Here is a 23,692-nt window from a genome sequence, read left to right as displayed (position 1 = left end):
TTTCACAGCTATTCTCTACGGCTTAAAAACTACTGAGGCACAAACTGCGCCCACTCTTCCAGCAAGAACTGCCAAACAGCCTCGACAGCTCGGGTTCGCTGCCCCACACAGACCAGATTAATCGGACTGCTTTCAGGATGCACCCAGCTCGTCAATATGGGTTTGAGCAACCCTGCCTGACGTTCTTTGGCAATGAACTTAGGGTCAACCATGATGATCCCCAACCCTTCACAAGCCATGTCCACCAATGCCCTGCTGTTATCGGTTTTAATGGCTGGGGATACTTCTATGGTTTCCGTGTCGCCTTGTTTGTTTTGAAACGGCCAAAAGGTCATTGAGCCAAAGACCAGGCAATCATGCTCAGTCAAGGCTTGAGGCGTTTTCGGTTCACCTTGTTCGGCCAGATAACGCTCCGAAGCAAACCACCCCCAACACTTTTCACCAATTTGACGGGCAATTAATGACGAACCCGGCAATTGCCCGATGCGAACCGCAATATCAACATGCTCTGCCAATAAATCGACGTAACGATCATCCAAACTTAATTCAAGTTCAATTTCCGGGTAAGTGCTCCGCAACTTCTTCATCATAGGCACTAAATAACGCTGCCCCATCAGGATATTCGCACTGAGTTTCACCGAGCCTTTCGGTAAAGCTTGAATGTCATCCATCAGCCCACTCAAGTTCGTCAGTACCGACTGCAGCTCACCCGTTTCTGACAACAGGTTTCGACCAACATCCGTTAAATGAAGCTGTCTGGTAGAACGTTGTAATAAAGGCTGCCCGACGTACCCCTCAAGCTGACGTATTTTCTTGCTGACCGAAGAACGCGGTAAATTCAGTTCGTTTGCAGCCGCTTGGAAACTGCCACGTTCAACCACCAAATGAAACACATGCAAGAGCGGAAGATTGAGATACGACATATAGCCTTACCTTTTTGTTTCTATAAAAGAACCAGTAAGTTTATATATTGGTATCTTATTGGCAACAGTACAAGCTGATACGCTCTCTTAAATTCAACAAATAAATTCAACAAACCCACATAAGAGAGTATCAACATGAACGGAAAAACCATTCTTGTCACTGGCGGCACCGCTGGAATCGGCCGAGCTCTGGCTGAACGATTGATTCACACAGGCCATCAAGTGATTATTACGGGCCGAAATCAAACTAAGATAGACGAAACCGTAAAAACACTCGGATGCGCAGGGTACTTAGCAGACAATGCAAACACAGCACAAATAAAACAACTCGCTGCGGCACTGCAAAAAGACAAAGTGCAGCTGGATGGCTTAGTTCTGAATGCAGGGGTCTTTTATCCTAAATCTTTCACAGACACGACAGAAGACGATTTTGACCTCACCATGAACATCAACACCAAAGGCCCGATGATCGCACTTCAATCTTTACTGCCGGTTCTGAGCAACCCATCCAGCGTGGTGTTTGTTTCCAGCATCGCGGTCACCAAAGCTTTCCCCAACGCCGCCATTTATTCCGCCAGTAAAGCGGCTTTCGAAGCCATCGCTCGCGTTGCCAATTTGGAACTGGCTTCACAAGGTATCCGAATCAACTCGGTACGGCCTGGGGTGACAGCCACCGAAATCCAGGGGAAAGCAGGGATGAGTGAAGACCAGCAAACCGAGTTATTCGAGACGTTGAACAGTACACCTCTGGGGAGAGTACTCATCCCAGAAGACCAAATAGGTGCGATAGAGTTCTTACTATCAGATCAATCACAAGCCATGCGTAACGCCGTTTTAGAAGTCGACGGCGGTTTTTTACTGTAAATTGAAAACAAATCTAATCCGAACAAGAAAAGGCCAAAATCCTTCAGCAATTTGGCCTTTTTCTTTCAGCTTAGGGATTTCTGTAAAAAGTACATTCGCTTCCACACTGAACAGAACATAACTTCAACACTCACTGCATGGATCTAGTAATTTAACCTATTCGATCAAACCTTCTATCTGTAGAATACTTCTCAAGAAAAATACAAACAGGGAATATTTCTTCATGCCGAAGCTTCGAATCGTCTTTTTAACACTGTCTCTACTCAGCATTACCGGCTGTGCCATTTTGGGGTTAAACCCAGATCTACTGGATCGTAATGCGTTTGTTAAAGCTAAAACGTATTCCTGGAAATCACCAGAGATTAAAAAGAAATCCGGCGTATTCGATAAACAATACCAGTTGGATCAAAAGATCAGGGCTGACGTAAACAAACTCATGAACTTAAAGGGTTATCAATTATCTGAGCCACCAACCGATCTTTACACGGATTATGATTATAAAATCATTCCGGTGAACGTTGCCCAGCAAGCGGAAAACGCAGAGGCCTCCATCAGTTTTTCAAAATCCAGCGGGATCAACACCTCCAGAGTCAATGAAGGTTCAAGCAGTATTTCTTTATCCGCCGAGTTATCCATTCTGATATATGACCGCACTAAAAAGAAATTAGCTTACTCTTCTAAAGCATCTAATCTGGACGTTGAACAACAAGAAATGACAGGCGCCATTCAAAGCCTGATCCGCAAAGCACAGCGCTCCATTCCTAAAGTGCCTGAGTAAGAAAATAGACACAGGACATTAACTAAGCGGAGTTCACACCTGTAACTCCGTTTATTTCTAGTGAAATAACTAATCAATGTTTATCTCCTGAACACTTAGAAACCTGTTGAAAATATTCAGTTATCCTCTTGGTTGATCTATAGTTTCTCTACCTGAGAAAACAGATTATAGAGAAGCCCATGATACCCAACTCGCTCAAATTCGTATGCTTTCTGACCGCCCTGATTATGCTCGGTGGCTGTGAACAAGAAATCCCACAACATAAAGAGATTGTCCGACCCGCCAAGTTGCTGCTGCTTGGCGAAGCAAACACCTCTTCCATCCGAAACTTTCCAGCAACCATCGAAGCGAGCGATCAATCCATTCTCGGTTTCAGAGTGGCAGGCAAGCTGGTCAAGCTTCCGGTCAAAGCAGGACAGAAAGTAGAAAAGGGCCAGTTATTAGCGCAACTCGACACAACCGACTTCCAGTTGCAAGTGGATGACCGAAAAGCCAAGTTCGACCTGGCAAAAATTGACTACCTTCGATTTAAAAAAATGTTAGAAAAGAAGGTCATCGCGGTATCCACGGTCGACCAAAAGAAAGCGAGTTACCTGTCAGCCAAATCCGCGCTCGATTTAGCCAAACAAGACCTGGCTTATACCAAACTGGTCGCTCCATTTTCAGGGATTGTCTCCAAAACCTTGGTTGAAAATCATGAGAACGTACAAGCCAAACAAGTCATTTTGCATTTGCAGTCGGACAACACCATCACCATCAGTTTCCAACTCCCCGAGTCTGTCCTTGCCCAATTAAATACCAACGCCAAAGATTACCAACCCACCATTACTTTCGATTCTAATCCGGGTAAAAGCTACCTTGCTTACTACAAAGAACACAGCACAGAAGCAGACCCTCAAACCCTGAGCTACGAAGTTAAACTGGAAATGGACATGCCGGCCGACTTTAACGTATTACCCGGCATGACAGCCAACGTTGCGATGGATATGAGAATCATGTCGACAGCGGCCTCACCAGACTACCAAATTCCGGTCAGTGCCGTATTTTCAAGCGACAATCAAGATTCAGACAGTAAAGTTCGTAACGTATGGAAAATAGACCCTGAAACCTATACCGCTCATCTGGCTGAAATTAAGATCGGTCAGTTATCCAGCGCAGGCATTGAAGTTTATGGCGGCTTATCACCCGGAGACATCATAGTCACTGCAGGCGTAACCAATCTACGCGAAGGCATGAAAGTTCGTGCCTGGGAAAGAGAGCGGGGTCTGTAAATGAACACTGCTGGCTATTTTATTAACAACCGAGTGACCAGTTGGCTGGTCGTTCTTATTCTGCTCATTGGCGGCATTATCTCCTTTCAGGAATTAGGCCGGTTGGAAGACCCTGAATTTACCATTAAGGATGCGGTCGTTGTCACCCGTTATTCCGGGGCCTCACCACAACAGGTGGAAGAAGAAGTCACTTACGTTTTAGAGAATGCCATTCAACAGCTGTCCTACGTTGATGAAATCTCATCCATCTCAACCCCCGGTTTATCTCAGATAACCGTCACCATCAAAAATAAATACGACGCGTCCACTCTTCCTCAAATTTGGGATGAGCTAAGGCGTAAAGTACAGGACAACAAAAACAAGTTACCGCCAGGTGCGGGCACACCGCAAGTCAACGACGACTTCGGGGACGTTTTCGGCATCATGTTTAATGTCACAGGCGACGGCTACAGCCACAAAGAATTGCTCGATTACGTTGACTTCCTGAAGCGAGAGTTAGTACTCATTAACGGGGTGGGTAAAGTATCCACAGCCGGAGAGTTACAAGAAAAAGTATTTGTTAATATTGATAAAAACAAACTTGCTGCACTCGGCATTTCCTTAGATCGTATTTATGAAATCATTGGTCACCAGAATACCGTGTCCAATGCCGGATCCATTCACGTAGGTCAGGAAAACATACGTTTGCATCCAACGGGTGAATTCGAAAGTGTCAAACAGCTTGAAAATCTGTTGATCAGCGAACGGGGTGCCCAAAAGCTGATTTACCTGGGGGATGTTGCGAACGTTGAGCGAGGCTTTGATGAAATCCCCACCAACCTGGTGCGCTTTAATGGCAAGCCCGCTATTAACGTAGGAATTTCCTTTGCCAAAGGCGTGAACGTAGTGAACATCGGCGAGAACATTCGTAGCCGCCTGGATGAACTTGAAGAATACCGGCCCATAGGTATTGAACTGGACACCATGTATTTCCAGCCGGACGAAGTGTCTGCCTCGGTCAGTAATTTCGTGATTAACCTCGCGGAAGCCGTCATCATCGTGATTTTTGTTCTGTTGATTTTCATGGGATTCAAGAGTGGCTTGCTGATTGGTACGGTACTGTTCTTAACCGTGCTGGGGACTTTTTTGTTCATGAAAGTCTTTGCCATTGATCTTCAGCGTATCTCTCTGGGCGCACTGATCATTGCACTTGGGATGTTGGTGGATAACGCCATTGTGGTCACCGAAGGCATTCTCATTGGCCGACAAAAAGGCCAGTCAACATTGAAAGCGGCTCAAGCCATTGTTAAACAAACCATCTGGCCACTGCTGGGTGCCACCGTCATTGCCATCATGGCATTTGCCCCCATAGGTACATCACAAGATGCCACCGGCGAATTTTGTCGGACCTTGTTTTATGTCTTGATGATTTCGCTGTTTCTAAGCTGGGTAACCGCAATTACCATCACCCCGTTTCTGGCCGATTTCCTGTTTAAGAATACTCAGCCGGATGAGAACGCAGGCGACAAAGGTCAAGATGTCGCCGACTCCGTTCAGAGCGAGCCCATTCAGGCCGACTCCGTTCAGAGCGACCCTATTCAGGGTGACCCTTATCAAGGGGCTTTTTTCCGAATCTACAAGTCTCTGCTTGATTTCACCATGCGGTTCCGTGCGTTAACCATTCTTGTTTTGGTGGCGGCATTAGCAGGTTCCATTTACGGTTTCAGCACTGTGAAACAGGCATTTTTTCCTCCGTCAACCACCCCAATTTTCTTAATTGATTACTGGAAACCGCAAGGCACAGACATCAGAGATACCCACTTCGATCTGGAGCAAATAGAAAAACACGTACTCGATCACGACTTTGTTGAACATGTAACGACCACCGTAGGCAAAGGCGTACAGCGTTTTATTCTTACCTATTCACCAGAGAAGCAATACAGCAATTACGGTCAGTTACTCATTCGAACCAAAGAGCTGGAAGACATCCAACCCTTCATTGCGCAATTGACCGATTATCTCGAAGACAACTACCCTGATGCCAAAGTGAAATTCAAGCGCATCATGTTAGGCCCTTCTGACGATGCAAAAATTGAAGCTCGCCTGACAGGCCCAGACCCGGACAAACTTCGAGAACTGGCTCTGCAAGTGGAAGAGGCGATGTTACAAGATCCGGGGGCCAGCTATATCCGTCATGATTGGCGTAACCGGGCCAAAGTCATTCGACCGGTGTTTGCAGAGGCTCGTGCCAGAAAGCTCGGCATCAGTAAATCGGATTTAGACAAAATCCTTTTAATGAGCTTCCGGGGCGTTCAACTGGGATTGTACCGTGACGGCACCACCCTACTGCCGATCGAAGGGCGTCTACCGGATTATCAGCGACAAACTGTGGACAGTCTGCCTAACCTTCAAGTGTGGAGTCCAACCACCAGCAGCTACGTCCCTATCTCCCAGGTGGTAACCGACTTTAAAACCGAATGGGAAGATCAGGTAATACACAGACAAGATCGCAAACGAACCTTGACCGTGCAGGCCGATCCCAACATTCTTGGCGATGAAACCGCAGCTCAGGTGTTCAGCCGCATCCGACCAAAAGTCGAAGCCATTGAGTTACCTTCGGGGTACCATCTTTCCTGGGGTGGTGAACATGAAAGCTCCGGTGATGCAAAAGCTTCATTGTTCGGTGCTTTGCCAATGGGTTACTTGTTGATGTTTATCATTACCGTGCTGTTATTTAATGCGGTGAAAACACCACTGGTTATCTGGGCTTGCGTGCCTCTCGCCATCATCGGCATATTCATCGGTTTTGTCGTGACAGGTAAGTCTTTTGGCTTTATGGCATTACTGGGCATGCTGAGCTTATCAGGCATGATTGTGAAAAACGGCATCGTCTTAGTGGATCAAATCAACACGGAACTGGCAGAAGGCACAGAAGCCTATAAGGCCGTGTTTATGTCGGCGGTGAGTCGTGTCCGGCCGGTCAGCATGGCAGCGATTACAACCATGCTGGGTATGATTCCACTGCTCTTTGATGCCTTCTTCGAGAGTATGGCGGTGGTTATTATCTTCGGACTTGGTTTTGCAACGATCTTAACGTTAATCGTTATCCCGTTGCTTTATACCCTATTCTACGGAGTGAAATACAAGCCATTGAATCAACTGTAGCGAACGACAATATAAAACAGGCAATGTCTTTGCATTGCCTGTTTTATAATCGCGTTAAAGAATCAGGCTTCTTTTAACTTTTCAGTGTAAGGAGGCCATCCCATGGGTTTACCCGCCAATACATGCAAATGGATATGGTAAACCGTTTGGCCGCCATGGCTATTGCAGTTCATTACAGCCCGATAACCGTCCTCTGCGTAACCCTGCTCTTTGGCCAACTTAGCCGCCACCATATATAAGTGCCCGACAATCACCCGGTCTGCTTCTTCAATATCATTGATCGTCGCGATTGGCTTTTTTGGTATCACTAAAAAATGAACCGGCGCCTGAGGATTAATATCTTTAAAGGCTAACGACAGCTCGTCCTCATAAATGATGTCTGCCGGTATCTCGCGGTTGATGATTTTTGTAAAAATAGTTTCAGTTGTATTCACTTGTGACATAGTGTTTTCCAATAGCTGAACAGTTAAAAACAGCAAATAATTTAATACGTTATGCGTTAATCAGGGTTTAATTTTTCTTCAAAAGTACCGATAACATAGCATGCCTATAAATAGCCGACTAGATTTTAAGAGCTGGGAAATCACAAAAAGTGTTGGTCTTCAGTCTCGCCAAACCGTTAACTTCTTACTCTCTTGGCTGGGTGGAATCATGATTAAATCGGTACTAATGCTAACGTTTATGATTAGAAACTATCTGCTTGATGCTGAATGGGAACCTGTGGCTTATGGCAACAAGCGGGTGATGATCAGGCGAAAAAGAGAAAGCCGGGTGCGCGCACTCTGGTTATTCACCGCCGCCGCAATGATGTCGGTTCCGACACTTGGGTTTGTCATCACCATAGCATTGGCGTCTTTGTTCCTGACGTTTGCTATTCTGGATGGGGTGTAACAGCCACTCAAAACCGAAACGGCGGGTATGCCTTAAACCACTGATAGTGAATATCCGCCGTGTACTGATCCCCCTTCTCATCCCTCAGATTCGTCAACCCTTGATAACGCATAAGTTGCTTAGAGCTGCATTGATAAGAGAGCTTTACAGGGTCGATCAGCAGGTCAATTGGCCACCAGTCCAAAGACATTTCCAATTCGCAAATGTCTTTATTCTCAGATACTTTTTTAAGAGAAAAGTCATATTGAGTTAATTTGAGTGGAGCCAGGAATTCAAACGAGACAGTATCGCCTTCAGTGAGTTTCGGCCAAACCTTTTGAATGTAGGCATCAAACCCGGCATCTATCACTGTATTCGGCATAAGCCGCGCACTGGCTTGTTCTTTGGCTTCTTGCGCAACCTTTGAATACATCAACCCCAGACGTTGTTGGTTGCCCCTGTTCGACGTGACATCGTTCCGCGTGACATCAACACCGACCTGATAATCCAACTCCAGGTCACGATAGTGGAACTTCGGTGTCCAAGGGGTTCCCGGACGATACTCTATCTGCTTGACGCTTTTTAATTCACCGTCAGGATGACGGTATTCAACATATCGTTGTTTGACGTAGCCTTCATCGTCCAAGTCAAACCGATGATATTCATAAAATAAAACCTCGCGTGTACCTGGCTGGTAGCCGACGCCAGCCATGACCCAAGGCTGATCATCAAGATGAGGAATAGCAACCGGAGATGCACCCGAAAAACTGGAGTGCCCCCCCAAGATCAAAACCCATAACCCGGTACGCAGGAATGAATTCATCGTTTACATCACCCGTTACTAGCGAATATCAGGCAGGTATTGCTCCACAAGCGTTTTGAGAAATTCGATGTTCTTAGCGTTAGCATTAAGCGCCGGAATGTAATGGTACTCCTGCCCACCCGCCTCGACGTAAATTTCTTTGTTTTGAATTTGAATTTCTTCCAGCGTCTCAAGACAATCCACTGAAAAGCTCGGCGCAATCACATCCACCCGACCAAACTTTTGCTGCCCCCAGCTTTCCAACGTTGCATCGGTGTAGGGTTTGACCCACTCTTCCCGACCAAAACGAGACTGAAACGCTGCCAGCCACTCGCCTTCTTTCAAACCAAGCTTATCAGCAACCATTTGAGCCGTTATACGGCACTGACGAGCGTAAGGATCACCTAAGCCTTCCAATCGCTCCGGGACACCATGAAAGGACATCAACAAGCGCTCTCCCCGGCCAAATTCCGCCCAGTATTCCGTCACTGAAGCCGCCAAGGCATCGATAAAACCGGGATGGTCATGATAATCACTCACCCAGGTAATGCCTGGAACATGAGGGCATTGTTTTAAGCTACGGGCAAGGCTATCAAATGCAGCTCCGGTTGAGGTTTTCGAGTTCTGAGGAAACAAGGGCAATACAACGATGTGGTTTACCCCCTGTTTAGCCAAAGATTGTCCGGCGTCTGCCATGGAAGGCTTGCCGTAGGTCATAGCCAGTTCCACTGGGATATTTTGATCTGCCAAGGCTTCCGACAACGCTTTCTGCTGTTGACGGCTGTAATGCATCAAAGGTGAACCATCTTCAAACCAAATACTTTGGTACAGCTTTGCCACTTTCCTAGGGCGTATACGCAAGATGACACCATGCAGGATCACCAACCAAATAAACCTGGGGATATCAACCACTCTCGGGTCGGACAAAAACTCCGCCAAAAATTTACGGACAGACTGAGTGGTAGGCTGCTCTGGCGTTCCTAAATTAACTAATAACACGCCCACTTTCTTAGACATAACGTTGATATTCCTAACAAATTAAACTCGTAATGATTCTTGAAACTGGGCCAAATACTACCGGATAAATCGGAGGAACGCAGTCATTATGTCAGGATAATGCAAATGTAAAGCCCACCGACTCAAGACGATATCAATTTTTTACAACGTCAAAGGCACACCTGCAACATTCCCGTTTACGAGCCAAGGTTCAAGTCTTCAGATATTCCAAAATACCAGTGATCCGTTTGGCAATCCGTACCGTATACCTTATCAGTACACATATTTTAGAGTGGTGGCGTCGAAGCCCCTAAACAACACTCGAAGAGGAAACGACCATGCACAACCCTTATCAAGCAAGTTCAGATTTATCAGAACATAAAATCAATGTCGGCATCAGTCAGTGTTTACTTGGCGAGAGTGTCAGATTTGATGGCGGTCATAAACACTCTAAGTTATGCACTCAACAACTGGGGCAGTATTTTAACTTCGTCGCCAGCTGCCCTGAAATGGGTGCGGGGTTAGGCGTACCAAGAAAAACCTTAAGATTGGTCGGCAATGAAAAAACACAAAGAGTGGTCGAAAGTCAGAACAACCAGATTGATGTCACCGACGCCTTAGCCAGCTACAGCCAACAACGGGTTTCTGAACTGGGCCACCTAAGCGGTTATATTTTCATGCAAAAGTCGCCCAGCTGTGGGGTGTTCAGGGTTAAAGTGTATGCGGACAATGGCTACGCGCAAAACAGTGGCCCGGGCATTTTCGCCAAAGCGTTCAAAGAGGCCCACCCGCTGATTCCTGTTGAAGAAGAAGGTAGGTTGAATGATCCTGTGTTACTGGAAAACTTTTTGGTGCGGGTTGTGGTTTACCATCATTGGCAAACAATGAATGAGCAAGGATTGACGGCCACCTCGCTGATCAACTTTCATCAAAAAATTAAGTACCAGCTTATGGCCCACTCCATTAAAGGTTATAAGCAATTAGGCCAACTGCTTGCTAACTTAAAGAACAAACCTTTAGCTGACACCGCTGAGCTGTATATTGCCGGAGCAATGAACTATTTAGAAAAAAAAGCCACACGAAAGTCCCACACCAATGTGCTTGAGCATATCCGAGGATACTTCAAAGGGAAGTTAAGCAGAGTAGAGCAAACCGAGTTAGGCCAAATTATTAAAGATTACCGCCAAGGCATTGTGCCTTTGATCGTACCAATGACGTTAATACAACATTACACAAAAACACGTGGCAGCGAGTACATCGAGCAACAAATGTATCTCCAGCCATATCCTCACACCTTGGGTCTGCGAAACGGTATTTAGATAGGGCAAATGTAGCAGGCAAAAAAAAGCCCTAAACTTACTGTTTAGGGCCAACAACGACAGACATGTTCCGTGTCTGGTACTGCCTAACAAAAGGATTGAATAGCCTAGCCTATCACCCGGATGCTTCAGAAGCATCGCGAAACAGACTAGTTACTACTATAGCCAGCGCCAGATTATTTAAAAGAGCGCAAATTCGAATTCATCGTTCCAACTTATGAAACATTTTGTAACAAAACATTAAGTATCGTTAAGAGGTTGATTCTATTGCCTCAAATGCTGCCATTGCCAGGTTTTCTTTCAGGTGATTAATAAATGCCGTGATCTTTGGCGGCACATATCGACGCGATAAGTAAACCGCGTGTAACGTGGAAGGCGGAACCGTATACGCATCCAGAACACTCACCAAACGACCGTCTTGCACCGCTTTAGTACTGATATCCACAGGTAACAAGCCAACGCCCAAACCACCGATGACAGCATCACGAATAAAAGTGATGTTATTCGCCACCATGCTGCCCTTCACCCTAAGCTGAATAGGTTCACCATCAGGGCTGATGATACTCCAGGGTAAGTGCTGGCTTTGATGCATCACAATGCAGTTGGATTCCATCAGTTTTTCATGGGTATCAATCGGGCCATGTTTTTCGATGTACTCCGGACTGGCATAAATACCACGTGATAAAACGCCCAGGCGCGTCGCAACAAAATTAGAGTCCGGCAGATCGCCGATTTTCAAAGCTATATCAATGTCGTTCTCTAATAAATCCGTTGCCCGACCGGATAAGTCCACACGGCATTGGATTTCAGGGTACTCTTCCATAAAAGAAGACACCAACCCACCCATGTAGTACATACCAAACTCAACCGGCGTCGAAATGTTCAAACGACCTTGCGGCTTTTTCTGCAAATCGGAAAGGCTGGCTTCTGCCTCTTCGATCTCCTTCAGTATTCGCTGACAATGCTCATAATAGCGCTGCCCGATTTCCGTCAATTTAAGGTGACGTGTTGTTCGGTCCAAAAGGCGAACCGAAAGACGCTCCTCCAGTTGGGTAATACGACGACTGATTGTTGATTTCGGCATATTAAGTTCTCGACCCGCCGCAGTTAAACTACCGCAATCGACAACTCGGGTAAAAATTAAAAAATCATTGAGATCCATCTTCTATGGTTCCACATTATCAGGGCATTGTTGTTATTATCTGCCAACAGTATTCATAAATATTTAGGCACACTCTAGCACAACTTTTTAGCCAAAAATTGTTATTAATTCTCTAACTATAGACTTATCGACTGATTTTATGGAGTTTTAATCGCAATCTTTCTGTTTTGGTGACATATCAACCTTTTTCAGAGAGCTAAAATCGGTTTAAAATGCGCCAACATCAAAACAGGAATCTCGTTCATGAGCCAATTATTCAACATCGTTTCAAACATCAATAAACTGCCAACTCCCTTGAAAGTACGTACTCTGTCTATGTTTTTTGGCCGAGTGATTCCTTTTGCCGGCACATCCAATGTACAGATCGAAGAACTCAACCAAGAAAGAAGCGTTCTGATCATCAAGAACAAGAAAAAAGTACAAAATCATATTAAAGGTGTACACGCAGCGGCGATGGCATTATTGGCCGAATCAGCCACTGGCTTTTTGTGCGGCATGAACTGCCCGGACGATAAACTGCTATTGATCAAATCCATGAATCTGAACTACGTACGTCGTGCCAAAGGAGACCTGAAAGCCGTAGCAGAATTAACCGATGAACAGCGTCAGCAAATGATCAACAATGATAAAGGCGATATCAGCGTCAAAATCACTGTGACCGATGAAGACAACCAAGAGCCTTTGACGTGTGAAATGATTTGGGCCTGGGTGCCTAAAAAACGTAAATAGGGTCGAAAGTGCCTCATGTTAATGGCCAAACAGTATAAATTTGTTTGGCCATCCACCAAACTCGCTGGGTAATTCAGCGAAACTGGTACTATAGAGGTATGAAATGTCTGTTTCAAACAAACGTATGACACAAAGCCTTAAATCTGTCAAATAATTGTCTTTAACATCTTTAAATTACTTCCCAGACTGTTACACTGTTCTCAATTTAAAAAAATAACAAACGTAAGTAGGGATTGAACCGATGAAACCCAGAGGCCTGATTACAGCCTCATTTATCACATTAGGTATCTTTGCTACATACAATGCTTTTGCCGATGGGCAGTCTAAAATTGATGACCCTAAAAAAGCAGCCAAAGATATTTTTTGGGATGAGCTGTATCCAAACGGCGGAAAATCATTTTTCTGCGAACAGCCCTTCGAGGGCAAAACAAGACGTATTGTCGCCGGGCATATTTATAACACCCAATGGATGTTAGACCACTATGACTGCGGCACCAAAAGCCGTTGTCGTAAATCCAATACCGATTATAAATACGCTGCTTCCGATCTACATAACTTATATCCGGTTTCACCTCGGGTAGAGTTAAATCGCAGAAACTCAAAATACTCGGAGTTACCGAATCGCAGCGACCAATTTCCTAATCTGAATTGCTCTTACAAGTCAGCGTTTCAGTCGGTTGAGCCTGCAGATGAAATCAAAGGCAACATTGCACGGGTTATTTTCTATATGAATAAGGCATACAACCTGCCCATTCTGGGAAGCTCACAGATGCTACTAGAGTGGAACGAACAAGACCCGGTGGATCAGGCCGAAATAGACCGAAATAACCTGGTAGAAAAAATACAGGGCACCAGAAATCGGTTTATCGATAACCCACATGCGATAAAAGACTTGGATATTACAATTACCCGATAACAATTAATCCAGTTCATCAGCACGAACCTTAAATTGTTACAGACAATAAAAAAGCTCGCATAAGCGAGCTTTTTTATTGAATCAAAGAACGCTTAGAAAGCGAACTTATCATCATCCAATTCGTAAAGCACTTCCGCGCCATTCTTGATCGAAGCAGTTAAGCCAATGTAGTTAGGCAACAAACGCTTGATGAAGAAACGACCAGTCGACAATTTAGCATCGTAGAAACCGCTGGTATCACCTTCCGCAATTTTAGTTAGAGAAGCCTTAGCCATCTTAGCCCACATGTACGCGTATGCAGTGAAGCCGAATACATGCAGATATTCTACTGAAGCAGAACCAATTTCATGCGCGTCTTCTTTTGCTGCAGCAAGAATATGAGCTGTCAGATCGTCCAGGTTAGCAACCGCATCTTTCAATGCCGTGATGAACTCAGCCAATTCGGCATTACCTTCATTCTCTGCGATGAACGCTTTCATTTCGTCCGCGAACAACTTGTATGAAGCACCACCGGTCATTGCAACTTTACGACCCATAAGGTCAAGCGCCTGAATACCGTTTGCTCCTTCATAAATCTGAGTAATACGAATATCACGAACGTGTTGCTCCTGGCCCCACTCACGAATGAAACCGTGGCCACCAAACACCTGCTGACCCGCGATTGCAGACTCAAGCGCTTTATCAGTCAAGAACGCTTTAGCAACCGGAGTAAGAAGAGCAACCATAGTATCTGCAAGTTTCTTCTCTTCTGCATCGTCAGTAAACTTAGCACGATCCAACCAAGCTGAAGTATAGGTTGAGAAAGCACGGCCCGCTTCCGTGTAGGCTTTCATAGTCAAAAGCATACGACGTACGTCTGGGTGTACGATAATCGGATCGGCTACTTTATCTGGGTGCTGAGCTCCTTTTGGAGAACGACTCTGAACACGGTCAAGCGCGTATTCAACAGCACTCTGGTAAGACGCTTCTGCCGCACCAATGCCCTGAATACCTACCGCCAAACGCTCGTAGTTCATCATAGTGAACATACATGCCAAGCCTTGGTTCTCTTCACCAACCAACCAGCCTTTCGCGCCGTCGTAGTTCATTACACAAGTAGCAGAACCTTTAATGCCCATCTTCTTCTCGATAGAGCCACAAGAGAAGTCATTGCGCTCGCCCAAAGAACCGTCGTCATTAACCAGGAACTTAGGTACCAAGAACAAAGAAATGCCTTTAGGGCCTTTCGGTGCATCAGGAAGCTTCGCCAACACCAAGTGAATGATGTTTTCAGCCATGTCATGCTCACCCCAGGTAATGAAAATCTTAGTACCTGTGATGTTAAAACTGCCATCAGCATTTGGCTCTGCCTTAGTACGGATAATACCAAGATCTGTACCTGAATGAGGCTCAGTCAAATCCATCGCACCAGACCAAACGCCTGAGTACATGTTTGGAAGATACTTATCTTTCAACTCTTGACTGGCGTGAGCGTTGATTGAAAGACATGAACCAGCTGTCAACATCGGTGCAAGACCAAACGACATGTTAGAACCCTGGATCATTTCTTCGAACTGACCAACCAAAGTCTTTGGCATGCCCATGCCGCCGAACTCTGGGTTACCACCCAGGCCGTTCCAGCCACCTTCGATGTAGGTCTTGTATGCCTCAGTAAAACCTTCCGGAGGTGTTACCTTGCCATCTTCCCACTTTGAGCCTTGCTCATCTGCTTCACGGTTTAAAGGCGCAAGCACTTCATTCGCGATTTTTGATGCTTCTTCCAGAATTGCGTCAGCAGTTTCAGGATCAACAACGTCTGCTACGCCAGGCAACCTTGCCCATAGCTTATCAGCTTCAAAAACATCCTTAAGAAGGAACTGCATATCACGCACAGGCGCTTTATATTCAGCCATTTTCGTCTCCAGCTTTGTTATTTAGCTCAATCAATTAGGAAGGCAATTTACTCGAAATTAACCGCCAACTCTCACAAATTGGGCGTAATTTTACTCGAATTAGAAACGTTTGTATAACGAGCGAACGCTTGGTCAAGCGAAGATTCTGGAAAAAATCAAAGAGATCGCCAAAGAAAGCGGAAAAAAGTGGCAAAGCATGACATTTTTCCCGAGAGCAGCCAGTTCATTTTGCTTTAACCGAGCCAGACTGAAAGTATCATAAAACAACGGAAACACGAAAAACAGCACCGCAAAAGTCACTGCACTTAAAGACGGCAACCAGCCGGTCATGACGGCAATGGCCAACAGGGCAAACACCCCCAACAACTGAACCCGAAACACCGCCAGTGAAAAATCGTAACCGTAAGCAATCCACAAGTGGTTTCGGTTTACTGTCCGGTCTGCTTCGACATCAGGGTACTGGTTCAATAACAAAACATTGTTAATCAATACGCCAAACATCAAGCTCACCAGCAAGGCCTGCACTGAAATCCCGCCCGATAAAATATAAACACCACCAAGAAGCGCCAACCCTCCAATGCCAAGTCCAGGCGCTACCACACACAACCAAGGATGCTGATTCACTTTATCCGAATAATTCACAACCAACCATAGCCCTAATACGCCCGCAGGCAGCAATTCAATGCCAACACTCAACACGAACCACACACCAATAATTGACGAGACAGTGATGCAGGTTTTGGCTATTCGGCGCGTAGTTTCTAAGTAATCCGGATACTCAACCAGCGTGCCACTGCCGCCACTGAACATGGTTTTTTGCGTTGATGTGTCCAGGCCGGATATAAAATCCTGATACTCATTAAGCGCATTGACTCCCATATGTGCAGAAACCAAAGCAACCAGAATCAACAAGCTATCAAACAAAGAAGGTAAACCGGACTGGAAAAAGGCCAAAGACCAAATCAAAAAAGCGCAGGTCAAAGATAAACTTAAGAACGGTGCTCGAATCACACCCAAAAAATTAGTAAGCCACTGCTGATCAACTTTCATCCGCCATCATCCCTGACATTTAAGACCATGAAAAATACAAGAGTCAAAGCAGTATAACCGAAAACAAAAAAACCGCAGCCAGGCTGCGGTTTTTTTTAAGAAGAGCTATGCCTTATAGGAAAGACATGTTTTCTTCTTCGATGTCCATCAAGTTCTCTGCACCAGACAACATAGTTGCTGCGTGTGCACGAGTACGAGGAAGGATACGCTCAAAGTAGAACTTAGCAGTCTGAAGCTTAGCTGTATAGAAAGCCGCTTCTTCAGTACCAGCGTCCAACTTGTCTTGAGCTACTTTAGCCATTTCTGCCCAGAAGTAAGCAAGCGTTACGTAACCAGAGTACATCAGGTAATCAACAGAAGAAGCACCTACTTCATCACGGTTCTTCATTGCTGCCATACCAATCTTCATAGTTAGGTCGCCCCACTCTTTGATGTGCTCAGAAAGAGGTGCTACAAACTGGCTGATTGCTTCGTTGCCTTCGTTCGCTTTACAGAACTTATGAACAATCTTAGTGAAACGCTTCAGAGATTCACCTTGAGTCATAAGAACCTTACGACCAAGAAGGTCAAGCGCCTGAATACCTGTGGTTCCTTCGTACATCATAGAGATACGAACATCGCGCATTAACTGTTCCATGCCCCACTCTGCGATGAAACCGTGACCACCGAATACCTGCATACCGTGAGAAGTAGATTCGAAACCAACCTCAGTCAGGAATGCTTTAGCGATTGGCGTCAAGAAGCCCAGTAGCTCATCTGCTTCTTTACGCTCTTCTTCAGAAACGTTCGCAGACTTAACAATGTCAGCTTGCTTAGCAGTCATGTACGCAAGTGCACGACCACCTTCACCCAATGACTTAATAGTCAAAAGCATACGACGTACGTCTGGGTGAACAATAATTGGATCAGCGCCTTTCTCAGGAGCCTTAGGACCAGTCAATGAACGCATTGCCAAACGGTCTTTAGCGTAAGCAAGCGCACCTTGATAAGACGCTTCCATTGCAGAGCTACCCTGCAGAGCAGTACCGATACGTGCAAAGTTCATGAATGTGAACATGCAGTTCAGGCCTTTGTTCTCAGGACCGATCAACCAACCTTTCGCACCGTCGAAGTTCATTACACAAGTTGAGTTTCCGTGGATACCCATTTTATGTTCGATAGAACCACAAGATACGGCGTTACGCTCACCTACAGAACCGTCTTCGTTTGGAAGCATCTTAGGTACGATGAACAAAGAGATACCTTTCGTACCCTTTGGCGCATCCGGAAGACGAGCAAGACAGATATGGATGATGTTATCAGCCATGTCGTGCTCACCAGCAGAGATAAAGATCTTAGTACCTGTGATGTTGAAGCTGCCGTCTGCATTTGGCTCAGCTTTAGTTTTCAACAGACCCAAGTCAGAACCACAATGTGGCTCAGTCAAACACATAGTACCTGTCCACTCACCAGAGATAAGCTTAGTCAGATACGTTTCTTTCTGTTCTGGAGTACCGTGTAATTCAACAGTATCAACCGCACCGTGAGAAAGACCTGGGTACATGCCCCATGCCCAGTTGGAAGCACCAACCATTTCACTGACTGCGATACCGATAGATGCAGGTAGACCTTGACCGCCGTACTCAGGGTCACAAGTCATTGATGGCCAACCGCCTTCAACGTACTGCTGATAAGCTTCTTTAAAGCCAGTTGGAGTTTTTACGCCATCCTCGCTCCAAGTACATCCTTCTTCATCGCCTACGCGGTTAAGCGGAGCAATAACGTTCTCACAGAATTTTGCGCCTTCTGAAAGAATGGCATCAACCATATCTTCAGTACAGTCATCAGCACCCAGTGCTTGATAGTGAGTTTGCATGTCAAGTAGTTCGTCCATGACGAACTTCATGTCGCGTAAAGGAGCCTTATAATCTGGCATAGTAACTTCCTCGGCATGATTTTAGGTTAACGAACAGGCTACGAATTAAGAAGGTTTATAGCGACTGTTCCCAATTTTAAGGTCAACTTGTTTTGTACAAAGTTTAACCTACTTATCAAACGGTTGTTTGAAACATACGTTTGCAACCAATCTTTGTCAAGCTAATTCAAACAATTGTTTTAATTTCAAAGTCCAATTTAGGGGCAATACTCTAAAGTAAATTCAATAAAAATAAATCGTTAAGAAGCACAGGAAAATTTAGAGAGCAAACATTAAGAACGGCTCATTAGATTGGCTACAGATAGGAATATAGAAGAAAAAATGCTGGGGTCAAACCAGTTCGTCAAGATTTATCTTAGGCGGTTCAGCATTGATATTTTCGAAAACGGCCAACGCGTTTTTGCGCGCCAGATCCGACGCTAACAGGTTGGTAAAGTCCTCCGGTGATAAGCCGGTCGATCCGGTAAAGGCCTCAGCATCCGACGTCGTATTATTCTCAGCGGTAGCAGCCTGAGAGGTTGGATTGACCGTTTCTGTGTCTGTTGCCGCTATAGTTTCCTCAGAAGATTCTGCGGCTTCCGCCGTTTGTGTCTCTTCTTCGGTGTTGGCCTCTGTTTCTTCTTCGGTGTCTGGCTTATTCAGCTCGGATTGAGCTTCCAGCTTTATTTGAATGGCCTGTGCCGCAACGGCGCGATCCTGAGCAGAAGGCTCGGCCGGGGCCAGCGCTGCACGACGAACGGTTTCCGCTTTCTGAATGGTCGCTTCCGGATTACCCTGAATAGGAGAAATATCAATTGGGACTTCACCACCGACGGCATAATTGATTCCGTCAGGCCCACGCTGATAAGTGTAACTGGCCGCGCCGGCGTATTGCCCACCCGCCGATTTATGCGCCTGCTCGTGATTTCTGACTTCCAGATCACGCGCTTCCAGCTTTTGGATTTGCTCAAGCTCTTGCTCGGTAAAGCGGGGTTGCTGGCTATTGTCTGAAGGTTTTTGTTCTGACTGACGACCTGAGTCATCACTTTCTTCCGGTTCATCCAGAGCGGCAACCGTTGAGTCTCGCTCACTCAGTTCTTTTTGAGTCTGCGATGCAATCTGGGCCGAGTCTCTGGCTTCCGTAAAACCGACGAATGACGCTGAACCTATTTGCATTTATTTACTCACCTTCCCAATCGAACCAAACAATCTAAAAATCAGACAATCTCATCTAATAAAGTTCCAACCGACTCATTGGCTGTGGATATCACCTTGGCCGATGCTTTGAACTGCAACTCGTACACATTCAAATCAACCACAGCAGTTAACATATCATCGGTCGGGTTAGAAACTGGCGGTTGGCTCACGGGAGGCTGACCACCAGACGCTATCGTTTTAGCGCTTTGGTTCAACCCTTCTCGGCTTCGAGATAAGCCTTCTAAGCCAGATCCTAAAATTCCTGAAATCATACAGACCTCTAACCCACTAACCTGTATATAATTTAACCAAAGATTCCATCAAAGTGCCAATTTTAATCGAATATTCCGGGATAAATATCCGATCAGTGGTTATTTATCAACGCTGACACATCCAAATACTTCGCAACATTGGATGGAGATGAATCTTCCAACAAAGGCACTTCGCCCAAACAAGGCGCACTTAACATATGCATTAACGTATCAAAATTCTCCTGATAACGACTCATTTCGGGATCAATTTTATTGGCAACCCATCCAGCCAAAGTCAAACCGCTTTGCTGAATGGCAGATAGGGTTAATAAAGCATGGTTTAAACAACCAAGCCTCATACCCACCACCAGGATCACAGGCACATCTAGACGTTTCACCAAGTCAGCCAAGGTTTCACGATAACTCAGGGGCGTAAACCAACCACCAGCGCCTTCAATTAACTTAACCTTCGCCGGTTTCAGCATTGCTCCCCGAATAAACCCTTCCAAACCACTTGCAGTTAAATTTTTGCCACTGTCCATGGCCGCAATATGAGGCGCAATAGCAGGCTCATACGCCACCGGGTTGATCGTTTCATAGCGTACCTTCACAGAAGAAGCCGCCTGAAGGATCAGAGCATCTTCATTGCGTAACCCCTCATGCGTCACTTCGCACCCGGCAGAAACCGGTTTTAAACCCAAAGTGGAGTACTCCTGTGCTTCAAACGCTTTCAGTAAGCCAGCAGTCACAACCGTCTTACCAACGTCCGTGTCCGTGCCTGCAACAAATGCAGTGTATCGATTCACCTTCATGACACTCCCCTTTTAAACCACGTTAAGAACGAAATAGCAGACCTCATAACTGGCAGGCAACTGACCAGACTCGGTACGATATTGCTCATAAGCCGACATCAACGCTTTATATTGCCCTTTTGACATAGCCCTGGAACCATCAATCACGGTGTTGGCTCCAATGCCTTTGATACTGTGCAGCAAGGATTTTAAGTCCGGGTAATGAGCCGTCACCAATTCACAATGAAAGGCCGCAATGGAGCCAAATCCTGACAACTCAGACAATAGAGTTTCCGCAGACAAAAAACGATTCACGTGCGCGTTTCCATCCACTGCCTGCCAGGAATCTTTCAGCTCGAACAAAGTTTTGGGAAGCAAGGTGGATATCGCAATCAAGCCACCCGGTTTGACCACTCGCCGCAAGTTTTTCAACAACACTTGCAAATCTTCGCACCATTGGATGGCCATGCTCGAATAAATTAAGTCGACCGAATTGTCAGCAAATGGAAGATTCTCCGCATCCGCCACCACCGAGCCCATTAATAAAGAAGCATGCTGCTGTCTGGCATGCACCACCATGCCTTCGGACAAATCCACCGCCAATAAATCATTATCAGGGAATGCCTGCTTCAGCTTAGGCAGAAAAAAACCGGAGCCTGTGCCTAAATCGACCACAGGGCCATGACCGCTGAACAGCGGTATCGTAAGACTCAGTAAATGATCCCCCACGTATTTTTGGACACGGGCATAAGTATCATAGTCTTTAGCTTTCTTTCCAAATGCAGTGGCTACTTGCTTCTTATCTAACATTGGCGAACAAACTACTTAGTTATGTAAAACGTATTCACGTTCTGATGAGTGGAATTAAGGCATTGGCAACATGCGCTCCATGAGCAACTGGGGCCAAATGACAGCCCTCTATGTTGTTATCGCGCTTCTCAGGCGAAGCGATTAAACTGTCATCTTTAAAATACAAATCGCTCAATAGCCCTTTCATTTTCAGGTGATGCCAGGCATCGGTCACATCCAGCCGATACAGATGTTCCAGCGACGCCTTCAGTACAGCCGGCTCAGCGGGTAAGGCGTCTCGAACATCCTGCTTTAATAACAGGAGTTGGGATTTAGCCTCGCCCTGTCCGGTTAAGGAGATAAAGTACTCCAATCCTTTCAAGGGTGAACGAACCATTCGTTGCAAAAACGCCTGAGAAGTTCCTTCATCAAACACACTGAATGGGTCTTCAATAAAGCGAGGTCGAGCGCCTAACCCTATCACCTGACAAGGCTTGGATAACCGGGCGGACATTTGCACGGCCAACATTGCACCGTATGACCAGCCGATCAACAAAGTGTTCGGCGAGGACTCAATCAAGCCGGAGGTGTTCTGAAACCAGTTTTCCAGCAACGTATCAAAGCTCTGCGTGTTAAGAATATCGGCCTCCAAACTTGCCGCACCCGAACCTGAGTGATACCCCGGCAAGTCAACCAAATGAACATCAAGAGCCAAGCGCTTAAAGCTAGCCCTGAAGTCATCCAGCCAACGAGAGTGACATCCCCAGCCACCGATAACAACCACCCGACGCGTTGATGGTTCTGACCGTTCCATTACAGATGATCACTAAAACAGTCGGCCGCTCTGGCCAAAGAGTCTCGATCCCGATCAGAAAGCGCCTGATAAACGTCAGATAAGCCATTTAATAAACGTTCCAACTGCAACTCCGAATGCGCTGCAGAGAACGTAACGCGTAAACGGGCTGTGCCCTTCGGCACCGTAGGAGGACGAATCGCAGTAATCAATAACCCCCGATCCTCTAAAGCCTGGCTGAGATCCAACGCCAACCGCTCAGAGCCCACTAAAATAGGTTGAATCGGAGTATGAGAAGGCATTAATGTAAAGCCTATACGACTCGCGCCTTCCCTAAACCTTTCAGTCAATCGGAGAAGTTGATCTCTGCGCCATTGATCCTGTTTAATTCGCTCAATACTGACTAACGTTGCAGCCGCAACTGCAGGCGGTAACGCGGTGGTATAAATGTAAGTTCGGGCTTGCTGAATCATGGTTTCAACCATACTTTCAGAACCCGCAATAAAGGCTCCAAACGTACCAAACGCTTTGCCTAAGGTCCCCATCAACACCGGCAGTTGCTGTTGGTTTAATTGAAAGTGCTCAGCGCAACCTGCGCCAGCGGTTCCCAATACCCCCAGGCCGTGCGCATCATCCACCATCAAACAGGCATTGTACTGATCAGCCAGGTTGGCAACTTGATCCAAAGGCGCCAAGTCTCCGTCCATACTGAATACGCCGTCCGTCACTATCAACGTTCGACCACCCTTCGCGCCACATAACCGCTGCTCCAGCGATGACATATCATTGTGCTGATAACGCTTAAAACGAGCACCACAACTTAAACCGGCATCAATCAAAGAGGCATGATTCCAGCGATCTTGCAGAATGGTATCGCCTTTTCCAACCAGCGCAGCAATGGCCCCCAAGTTGGCCATATAACCTGTAGAAAACAGTACGGCCCGGTCACGTCCGGTAAACTCGGCCAGCGCTACTTCAAGCTGATGATGCAATTCACTGTGGCCATTCACTAAATGTGAAGCACCGCTGCCAACGCCGAATTCTTCGGTGGCAGATATAAACGCAGACTTTACTTCGGGGTCGTTGGCCAGTCCTAAATAATCATTACTGCAAAATGAAAGTACCTGACGCCCATTCACCTCTTGTTCAGGTTTTTGGGCGGAGGATAACACACGTCGGGTTCGATAGAGATGTTGCGATTTCCGAGCCGTCAACGACTCGTTTAGACCATCAAAATCAGCCATTTAGCTCTGCCATTAAG

The 23,692-nt window shown here is 46.1% G+C and carries 22 protein-coding genes; 8 read left to right on the top strand and 14 right to left on the bottom strand.

The features are described from left to right. Positions 1 to 29 precede the first annotated feature (29 nt). Positions 30 to 923, bottom strand: coding sequence for a LysR family transcriptional regulator (locus ABD744_RS00355; RefSeq protein WP_344794276.1), 894 nt, complete (start codon positions 921 to 923; stop codon positions 30 to 32). 135 nt (positions 924 to 1,058) lie between these two features. Between ABD744_RS00355 and ABD744_RS00350 the strand changes: the two genes are divergently transcribed. From ABD744_RS00350 to ABD744_RS00335, 4 genes are all read left to right on the top strand, one after another. Beyond that, positions 1,059 to 1,787, top strand: coding sequence for an SDR family NAD(P)-dependent oxidoreductase (locus ABD744_RS00350; RefSeq protein ID WP_344794274.1), 729 nt, complete (start codon positions 1,059 to 1,061; stop codon positions 1,785 to 1,787). Positions 1,788 to 2,010: 223 nt separating this feature from the next. After that, positions 2,011 to 2,565 (top strand): DUF4136 domain-containing protein, encoded by a 555-nt coding sequence (locus ABD744_RS00345; RefSeq protein ID WP_344794272.1) that lies wholly within the window; start codon positions 2,011 to 2,013, stop codon positions 2,563 to 2,565. A 179-nt stretch (positions 2,566 to 2,744) separates the two neighbouring features. Continuing rightward, entirely contained in the window at positions 2,745 to 3,836 is a 1,092-nt protein-coding gene (locus ABD744_RS00340) for an efflux RND transporter periplasmic adaptor subunit (protein WP_344794270.1), read from the top strand. After that, positions 3,837 to 6,980 carry an efflux RND transporter permease subunit gene (locus ABD744_RS00335; RefSeq protein ID WP_344794268.1) on the top strand — a complete coding sequence of 1,048 codons (3,144 nt, stop codon included), beginning with the start codon at positions 3,837 to 3,839 and terminating at the stop codon, positions 6,978 to 6,980. 62 nt (positions 6,981 to 7,042) lie between these two features. Here ABD744_RS00335 and ABD744_RS00330 read toward each other — a convergent pair whose 3' ends face one another. Next, a complete protein-coding gene (locus ABD744_RS00330; protein ID WP_344794267.1) occupies positions 7,043 to 7,423 on the bottom strand; it encodes a histidine triad nucleotide-binding protein in 381 nt (126 codons plus the stop codon). A gap of 208 nt (positions 7,424 to 7,631) precedes the next feature. Between ABD744_RS00330 and ABD744_RS00325 the strand changes: the two genes are divergently transcribed. Continuing rightward, positions 7,632 to 7,871 carry a hypothetical protein gene (locus ABD744_RS00325; protein ID WP_344794265.1) on the top strand — a complete coding sequence of 80 codons (240 nt, stop codon included), beginning with the start codon at positions 7,632 to 7,634 and terminating at the stop codon, positions 7,869 to 7,871. A gap of 7 nt (positions 7,872 to 7,878) precedes the next feature. Here ABD744_RS00325 and ABD744_RS00320 read toward each other — a convergent pair whose 3' ends face one another. Further along, positions 7,879 to 8,673, bottom strand: a complete 795-nt coding sequence (locus ABD744_RS00320) for a hypothetical protein (RefSeq protein ID WP_344794263.1) — start codon at positions 8,671 to 8,673, stop codon at positions 7,879 to 7,881. An 18-nt stretch (positions 8,674 to 8,691) separates the two neighbouring features. Continuing rightward, positions 8,692 to 9,669, bottom strand: coding sequence for a ferrochelatase (gene hemH / locus ABD744_RS00315; RefSeq protein ID WP_344794261.1), 978 nt, complete (start codon positions 9,667 to 9,669; stop codon positions 8,692 to 8,694). 317 nt (positions 9,670 to 9,986) lie between these two features. Here hemH and ABD744_RS00310 point away from each other — a divergent pair, with 317 nt between their 5' ends. After that, positions 9,987 to 10,967, top strand: coding sequence for a YbgA family protein (locus ABD744_RS00310; protein ID WP_344794259.1), 981 nt, complete (start codon positions 9,987 to 9,989; stop codon positions 10,965 to 10,967). Positions 10,968 to 11,217: 250 nt separating this feature from the next. On the opposite strand, the gene ABD744_RS00305 is transcribed toward ABD744_RS00310, so the two are convergent. Continuing rightward, complete coding sequence (locus ABD744_RS00305) at positions 11,218 to 12,129, bottom strand: LysR family transcriptional regulator (protein ID WP_344794257.1); 912 nt, start codon at positions 12,127 to 12,129, stop codon at positions 11,218 to 11,220. A gap of 243 nt (positions 12,130 to 12,372) precedes the next feature. Between ABD744_RS00305 and ABD744_RS00300 the strand changes: the two genes are divergently transcribed. Together ABD744_RS00300 and ABD744_RS00295 are read left to right on the top strand one after the other, a co-directional pair. Beyond that, complete coding sequence (locus tag ABD744_RS00300) at positions 12,373 to 12,858, top strand: DUF4442 domain-containing protein (protein ID WP_344794255.1); 486 nt, start codon at positions 12,373 to 12,375, stop codon at positions 12,856 to 12,858. 241 nt (positions 12,859 to 13,099) lie between these two features. After that, positions 13,100 to 13,774 carry an endonuclease gene (locus ABD744_RS00295; protein ID WP_344794253.1) on the top strand — a complete coding sequence of 225 codons (675 nt, stop codon included), beginning with the start codon at positions 13,100 to 13,102 and terminating at the stop codon, positions 13,772 to 13,774. A 92-nt stretch (positions 13,775 to 13,866) separates the two neighbouring features. Here the strand turns inward: ABD744_RS00295 and ABD744_RS00290 are convergent, their stop codons facing one another. The 9 genes from ABD744_RS00290 to bioF form a co-directional block, all read right to left on the bottom strand. Further along, positions 13,867 to 15,666: an acyl-CoA dehydrogenase C-terminal domain-containing protein gene (locus ABD744_RS00290; protein ID WP_344794251.1), complete on the bottom strand. Its 1,800-nt coding sequence runs from the start codon at positions 15,664 to 15,666 to the stop codon at positions 13,867 to 13,869. 132 nt (positions 15,667 to 15,798) lie between these two features. Beyond that, entirely contained in the window at positions 15,799 to 16,716 is a 918-nt protein-coding gene (locus ABD744_RS00285) for a prenyltransferase (protein ID WP_344794249.1), read from the bottom strand. 112 nt (positions 16,717 to 16,828) lie between these two features. Then, entirely contained in the window at positions 16,829 to 18,631 is a 1,803-nt protein-coding gene (locus ABD744_RS00280) for an acyl-CoA dehydrogenase C-terminal domain-containing protein (protein WP_344794247.1), read from the bottom strand. Between the two features lie 330 nt (positions 18,632 to 18,961). Next, entirely contained in the window at positions 18,962 to 19,786 is an 825-nt protein-coding gene (locus tag ABD744_RS00275) for a putative metalloprotease CJM1_0395 family protein (protein ID WP_344794245.1), read from the bottom strand. 41 nt (positions 19,787 to 19,827) lie between these two features. Further along, complete coding sequence (locus ABD744_RS00270) at positions 19,828 to 20,079, bottom strand: flagellar biosynthesis protein FlgE (protein WP_344794243.1); 252 nt, start codon at positions 20,077 to 20,079, stop codon at positions 19,828 to 19,830. A 92-nt stretch (positions 20,080 to 20,171) separates the two neighbouring features. Beyond that, the gene (gene bioD / locus ABD744_RS00265; RefSeq protein ID WP_344794241.1) at positions 20,172 to 20,870 is read right to left on the bottom strand and encodes a dethiobiotin synthase; all 699 of its coding nucleotides are present in this window, start codon (positions 20,868 to 20,870) and stop codon (positions 20,172 to 20,174) included. A gap of 12 nt (positions 20,871 to 20,882) precedes the next feature. Continuing rightward, positions 20,883 to 21,659, bottom strand: coding sequence for a malonyl-ACP O-methyltransferase BioC (gene bioC, locus ABD744_RS00260; RefSeq protein ID WP_344794240.1), 777 nt, complete (start codon positions 21,657 to 21,659; stop codon positions 20,883 to 20,885). Between the two features lie 34 nt (positions 21,660 to 21,693). Then, positions 21,694 to 22,452, bottom strand: a complete 759-nt coding sequence (locus ABD744_RS00255; protein ID WP_344794239.1) for an alpha/beta fold hydrolase — start codon at positions 22,450 to 22,452, stop codon at positions 21,694 to 21,696. Further along, a complete protein-coding gene (gene bioF, locus ABD744_RS00250) occupies positions 22,452 to 23,675 on the bottom strand; it encodes an 8-amino-7-oxononanoate synthase (protein WP_344794237.1) in 1,224 nt (407 codons plus the stop codon). Before bioF ends, ABD744_RS00255 begins: the two co-directional genes overlap by 1 nt. Between the last annotated feature and the right edge of the window lie 17 nt (positions 23,676 to 23,692).

This window comes from Litoribacillus peritrichatus, from assembly GCF_039537985.1.
Classification (GTDB): Bacteria; Pseudomonadota; Gammaproteobacteria; order Pseudomonadales; family Litoribrevibacteraceae; genus Litoribacillus; species Litoribacillus peritrichatus.
Note: the sequence above shows the minus strand (reverse complement) of the source record. Positions and strands in the feature narration are given on the sequence as shown.

Coding starts and splice junctions, on each gene's coding strand:
- ABD744_RS00355 (WP_344794276.1), bottom strand. CDS start 923: ATGTCGTATCTCAATCTTCCGCTCTTGCATGTGTTTCATTTGGTGGTT.
- ABD744_RS00350 (WP_344794274.1), top strand. CDS start 1,059: ATGAACGGAAAAACCATTCTTGTCACTGGCGGCACCGCTGGAATCGGC.
- ABD744_RS00345 (WP_344794272.1), top strand. CDS start 2,011: ATGCCGAAGCTTCGAATCGTCTTTTTAACACTGTCTCTACTCAGCATT.
- ABD744_RS00340 (WP_344794270.1), top strand. CDS start 2,745: ATGATACCCAACTCGCTCAAATTCGTATGCTTTCTGACCGCCCTGATT.
- ABD744_RS00335 (WP_344794268.1), top strand. CDS start 3,837: ATGAACACTGCTGGCTATTTTATTAACAACCGAGTGACCAGTTGGCTG.
- ABD744_RS00330 (WP_344794267.1), bottom strand. CDS start 7,423: ATGTCACAAGTGAATACAACTGAAACTATTTTTACAAAAATCATCAAC.
- ABD744_RS00325 (WP_344794265.1), top strand. CDS start 7,632: ATGATTAAATCGGTACTAATGCTAACGTTTATGATTAGAAACTATCTG.
- ABD744_RS00320 (WP_344794263.1), bottom strand. CDS start 8,673: ATGAATTCATTCCTGCGTACCGGGTTATGGGTTTTGATCTTGGGGGGG.
- hemH (WP_344794261.1), bottom strand. CDS start 9,669: ATGTCTAAGAAAGTGGGCGTGTTATTAGTTAATTTAGGAACGCCAGAG.
- ABD744_RS00310 (WP_344794259.1), top strand. CDS start 9,987: ATGCACAACCCTTATCAAGCAAGTTCAGATTTATCAGAACATAAAATC.
- ABD744_RS00305 (WP_344794257.1), bottom strand. CDS start 12,129: ATGGATCTCAATGATTTTTTAATTTTTACCCGAGTTGTCGATTGCGGT.
- ABD744_RS00300 (WP_344794255.1), top strand. CDS start 12,373: ATGAGCCAATTATTCAACATCGTTTCAAACATCAATAAACTGCCAACT.
- ABD744_RS00295 (WP_344794253.1), top strand. CDS start 13,100: ATGAAACCCAGAGGCCTGATTACAGCCTCATTTATCACATTAGGTATC.
- ABD744_RS00290 (WP_344794251.1), bottom strand. CDS start 15,666: ATGGCTGAATATAAAGCGCCTGTGCGTGATATGCAGTTCCTTCTTAAG.
- ABD744_RS00285 (WP_344794249.1), bottom strand. CDS start 16,716: ATGAAAGTTGATCAGCAGTGGCTTACTAATTTTTTGGGTGTGATTCGA.
- ABD744_RS00280 (WP_344794247.1), bottom strand. CDS start 18,631: ATGCCAGATTATAAGGCTCCTTTACGCGACATGAAGTTCGTCATGGAC.
- ABD744_RS00275 (WP_344794245.1), bottom strand. CDS start 19,786: ATGCAAATAGGTTCAGCGTCATTCGTCGGTTTTACGGAAGCCAGAGAC.
- ABD744_RS00270 (WP_344794243.1), bottom strand. CDS start 20,079: ATGATTTCAGGAATTTTAGGATCTGGCTTAGAAGGCTTATCTCGAAGC.
- bioD (WP_344794241.1), bottom strand. CDS start 20,870: ATGAAGGTGAATCGATACACTGCATTTGTTGCAGGCACGGACACGGAC.
- bioC (WP_344794240.1), bottom strand. CDS start 21,659: ATGTTAGATAAGAAGCAAGTAGCCACTGCATTTGGAAAGAAAGCTAAA.
- ABD744_RS00255 (WP_344794239.1), bottom strand. CDS start 22,452: ATGGAACGGTCAGAACCATCAACGCGTCGGGTGGTTGTTATCGGTGGC.
- bioF (WP_344794237.1), bottom strand. CDS start 23,675: ATGGCTGATTTTGATGGTCTAAACGAGTCGTTGACGGCTCGGAAATCG.